The organism is Mycobacterium sp. NGS54 (assembly GCF_059812465.1).
In genome coordinates this window covers 1-4,273 of the sequence record NZ_JCALCS010000018.1, presented here as the reverse complement: position 1 = coordinate 4,273, position 4,273 = coordinate 1, and the positions used below count along the sequence as shown (strand labels likewise).

Below are 4,273 nucleotides of genomic sequence, written 5' to 3'. Positions count from 1 at the left end.
AAGAAGGCCGCGGCCCGGCCCGCGCAGCAACCCAAAGCCCCGGCACGAGCCGCGAAGAAGGCCGCGGCCCGGCCCGCGCAGCAACCCAAAGCCCCGGCACGAGCCGCGAAGAAGGGACGTCGGGCGAAAACACCTCCTCAGTGACCGGATCGAGGCCCGGCGATGTTCGATACCCGTTAACTAAACGGGGTCAAGCCCAGCTCCCTTTGCTGTAATTTGCACCCATGCGTTTCGCCGTCGCGATCGTGTCACCGCCCTCCCATCATGACATCAGCGGTGGAGCTTTTAACGAGGTCGCCGAGGCATTGCACTATGGTCTGCTGGCGCTCGGGCATGACTCGGTGCTGACCAATCGTCTTGACCTCGACGATCGCCGCACCATCGTGCTCGGCGGAAATCTCCTCGTCCAGTACGCCTTGGAGCCGCCAAAAGACGCCATCTTCTACAACCTCGAGCAATTGGGTGACGACTTGCCGTGGATGACGATGCCTGAATTCGTCGACCTTTTCCGGCGCTACCCGACTTGGGACTACAGTGAAGCCAACGTCGAATACCTCGCTGCTCTGGGGCTGCCCCGGCCTGCCTACGTTCCGATCGGCTACGTCCCCGAGTTGACCCGGATCGCCCCGGCCGAAGAGGACATCGACGTCCTGTTCTATGGCGCGCTCAATGGGCGCCGATACGCCGTTCTAAGGGAACTCCACGACCGCGGTCTCCGGGTCAAATGGCTATCGGGCGCCTACGGCGCGAGCCGCGATGCCTGGGTCGCACGCTCGAAGATCGTCCTCAACATCCACTACTGGGATGCGAAAATCTTTGAAATCACGCGTGTTTCCTATCTGCTCGCCAACAGGCGCACGGTGGTCTCCGAGCATGGTGCCGATCCGGCATTGGAGCGCGACCTGGCGTCAGGCATCGCGTTCGCGGACTACGACGAGTTGGTCGATCGCTGTGTGGAGCTCCTCGGCGACGAGCGCGCGCGACGCAAGGTCGCCGAGCGCGGCTATCGAGCTTTCTCCGCTCGCGACCAAGCCGCCATCCTGGACCGCGCGCTGTCGGAAGGCCCCGAGGGCCTCCCCCAAGAGACCACTGCGCGGGACAACGCTTGCATCGATGTGCGCGTCGAAGGCAACGACCGCAGCGCAAAAGATCAGCTCCGTGAGCGTCAACTGTTCACCTTCAACCTGTTCAAGCATAAGGCTGCGCAGGAGCGCGATTGGTTGTTGGCCAAGGTCATACGCAATCCCGAGGATGCGCGGTCGGTCTTTTTCCTAGCCGAGACCTACCTCCGTATGGAGGATTTCGTCAACGCGCGCCGGTGGTGTGAGCGGCGGGTCGAGATGGGTGGCTGCGACGAGGAGGTCTACTGGGCGATGTATCGGCTCGCGGAGTCAATGGCGGAACTCGGTGAGCCGTGGCCGGAAGTTCAGGAGGCCTACCTCAAGGCGTGGAAGTTTCGACCGACCCGCGCCGAGGCGTTGCATGCCATCGCCTTTCGGTGTCGCGTGGAGCAGCGCTACGGGCTCGGTTACCAATTTGCCCAGCGCGCCGCCGAAATGCCTTTTCCCGAAGAGGACCTCTTTGTTCCCAGATACGCGGATGTCTACGCGTGGCGCGCTGCCGATGAGCAGGCGGTGTGCGCATCCTGGATCGGTAAGCACACCGAGGCGTTCACGCTGTGTCGGCACCTGCTGGCCCGCCCCGATGTGCCCGAGCCTGATCGGCAACGGATCTCGGCCAACCGCGACTTTTCGGTGCCGGCCATGCTCGAGGCGGCCACAGCCTACCCCGACGTCCTGGCGCAGTCTCTGACCGCCGGTCGCGGTGAGGCCGAGGTCACCGTCAGCCTGATCGCCGGGCCCGACCGGGAGACCACCGAGCAGACTCTCAACTCGTTTCTGACCTGCTGCCTCGATGTGTCGCGGGTCGGGCGTTTTCTGGTGCTCGATACCGGCCTGTCCGCCCCCGACCGCGCCAAGCTGCGGAAACGCTACGGATTTCTCGAGATCGCCTGTCGCCGATCCAGCGACAAGCCCGCCCCCCTGCTGGCGCAGCTGCGCGCTCAGATCGACGGCCGGTTCTGGCTGCATCTGGGCGAAGGCTGGCGGTTTTTCGCCCCCGAGAACTACATCGCCCGCCTGACCGCGGTGCTCGACGCCGAACCGCAGGTGTTGCAGGTGGGCATCAACTTCGAAGACGCGGTCAAACTCACCGGCGCCTGCGCCGCGGAGGAGGCGGTGCGCCGGGCACCCGACGCCGGCCGCTACCTGCTGACCAAGGCGATGGCCAGCGGCCCGGCGATGTTCGACACCGCACGCCTGGATCGAACTCGCGGTGTGCAAAACAGCGACCCCGATCCGCCCACCCCACGTAGCCGACTGGCCGTCGGCGCCGGGCTGCGCACCGCCAGCCTCGACGAAGTGCTGTGCATCTCAGATCTGCACCTCTAGCTGCAAGCACCTAGGCGCGCACATCGGCCATGGCGGCACGGGTTGTCGGCGACTGTGTCCAGTGCCCGTTCCACGGTTGGCGCTGGGGCCCGGACCGGCACCAACCGATGCATCCCGTACCAACCAGACCGGCCTAACCGCGCGCTGACGCTGCGCGTGTGTTTCCCGTTCGCGAGCAGTACGACTGCGTGTTCATCTGGCATCACCCGCAGGGCAAGGAGCCGCAGTGGGAGATGCCGGACGTCTTTCACAAATTTCCGCAATTCGAGACCAACCCGACGGCTTACTACCGCGCCTACCCGGAGTTCTCCCGGCGAGCGGAACGTGAACCGGTGCATCTGCAGATCGTCGCGGAGAATGCTCCGGACATTATCGGATGCGCGACGGTTGCGATGAAGCGGATGAACTCCTGATGTCGGTGCCGATGACCTGCCTTCGAGCAATGGGCCGGCACATAAGCAGCTGGCGAATAATTCCTGCCGACGTTGTCAGAAGCCCTCCGTCAAAGTGGCTCCGTTTTCTCTCCTTCCAAGACATATTCCGGTCGGTAACGGTCCTTCTTAGCCGTGGCGCTAATGTGATACCGTAAATAATGATCAAATCATTTTGGATAAACGAGGATCATCGTCTTTCAATATTTCCTTTCGGCATACAACAACTTCTGTATAATCACCAAGAATGCCATGAAGTGTATCCGCAAATCGATATACGCGGACATCAAAAGGCGCCCAACGGGAAAACAATTTATGAAGATCGTACCCGTAATCGACGGTAACAATTGAGCCTTCTCCACTGATTGGATTTCCGTGGATCTGGGGTTCCACAAGATGAATCTCCGATCCGTCTGGGCCGTAATCCACTCGGCGCCGCATAGGCTCCACCTGATCTTTGCGGACGGGAAACGTGCTGAGCATCACGCCTCCGAACTTCAGTGTCCGGTATATTTCTCGGAGAGCTCGATCAGGATATGGAATATGCTCGAACACATCAAGAGAGATGAAAACGTCGTGAGTCTCGTCGTCGAACGTCAAGTTTTGCAGATCTTCATTTCTGAAAATGCCATGCATTGCGCCTAGTGTTTCCCCTGGAAAATATTGAGACGCAATATAGTTTTTCCCAGTCTCTCGCAGTTTTAACGATATTCCTCTCTCGCCAGGGGAAGATTCATGAATGCTCAAGTTTTTCCAGTTAGGGACGATCTCTTCCAGAATAAGAGCAAGTGCTCTCTCCCGAGGAATCGATCCATTTCTGCAAGTCTGACATAATAGGCTGTCTCTAAACCAATCATTGTCGGCTTGAAAAATAGTCTGGCTTTCGCAGATCGGGCAAAATCCCGTATATCGCGTAATCATACTGTAGCAACCCTAGTGGAATATTTCACAGGAGCGTTCTCCATCTACGTTCTTGGATTGAGATTGCAAAAGTTCCTATCAGAGCCCGTAATGCATCGTAATCACCGCTGACGATGTCTCGTCACCCGCCTTCCTCAACGGTGCCCGCGGGCGGGCCTCGGTTTGCGTCCACGGCCCTTGGCGATGCAACCGACCCCGTCGGCTCCTTGCTCGGCGAACCGAGACCGCCGGCGCCGCACCGTGTCCGAGTCCACATCGCAGCGACGTGCGATCTCCTCATTGGCTACCCGTCACTGGCCCACAACAGGCCCCGCGCCTGCACCACCTGCTGATGTGGCAACGACGTCGAGACCGCCATTCGCTCCAACTCCGATGTACGATAACCGCGCCCACCAGAAGTTGCCTAAGTATCGGCGGCCGTGAGCTCGGCGAGAAAACGCGCGTGGTTGGTCACGACCTCCGACCCACGAT

Annotated in this window: 2 protein-coding genes and 1 pseudogene; 2 read left to right on the top strand and 1 reads right to left on the bottom strand. The window is 60.4% G+C overall.

What is annotated here, in order from left to right; all coding sequences use genetic code 11:
- Nucleotides 1-224: 224 nt before the first annotated feature.
- Both AC5Y5E_RS30315 and AC5Y5E_RS30310 read left to right on the top strand, forming a co-directional pair.
- Nucleotides 225-2,450: a hypothetical protein gene (locus AC5Y5E_RS30315; protein ID WP_499907709.1), complete on the top strand. Its 2,226-nt coding sequence runs from the start codon at nt 225-227 to the stop codon at nt 2,448-2,450.
- Nucleotides 2,437-2,818: pseudogene (locus AC5Y5E_RS30310) on the top strand (Rieske 2Fe-2S domain-containing protein); the annotation flags it as partial. The gene AC5Y5E_RS30315 and the pseudogene AC5Y5E_RS30310, both read left to right, overlap by 14 nt.
- Before the next feature lie 228 nt (nt 2,819-3,046).
- On the opposite strand, the gene AC5Y5E_RS30305 reads toward AC5Y5E_RS30310, so the two are convergent.
- Nucleotides 3,047-3,802 (bottom strand): class I SAM-dependent methyltransferase, encoded by a 756-nt coding sequence (locus tag AC5Y5E_RS30305; RefSeq protein ID WP_499907707.1) that lies wholly within the window; start codon nt 3,800-3,802, stop codon nt 3,047-3,049.
- Nucleotides 3,803-4,273 lie beyond the last annotated feature (471 nt).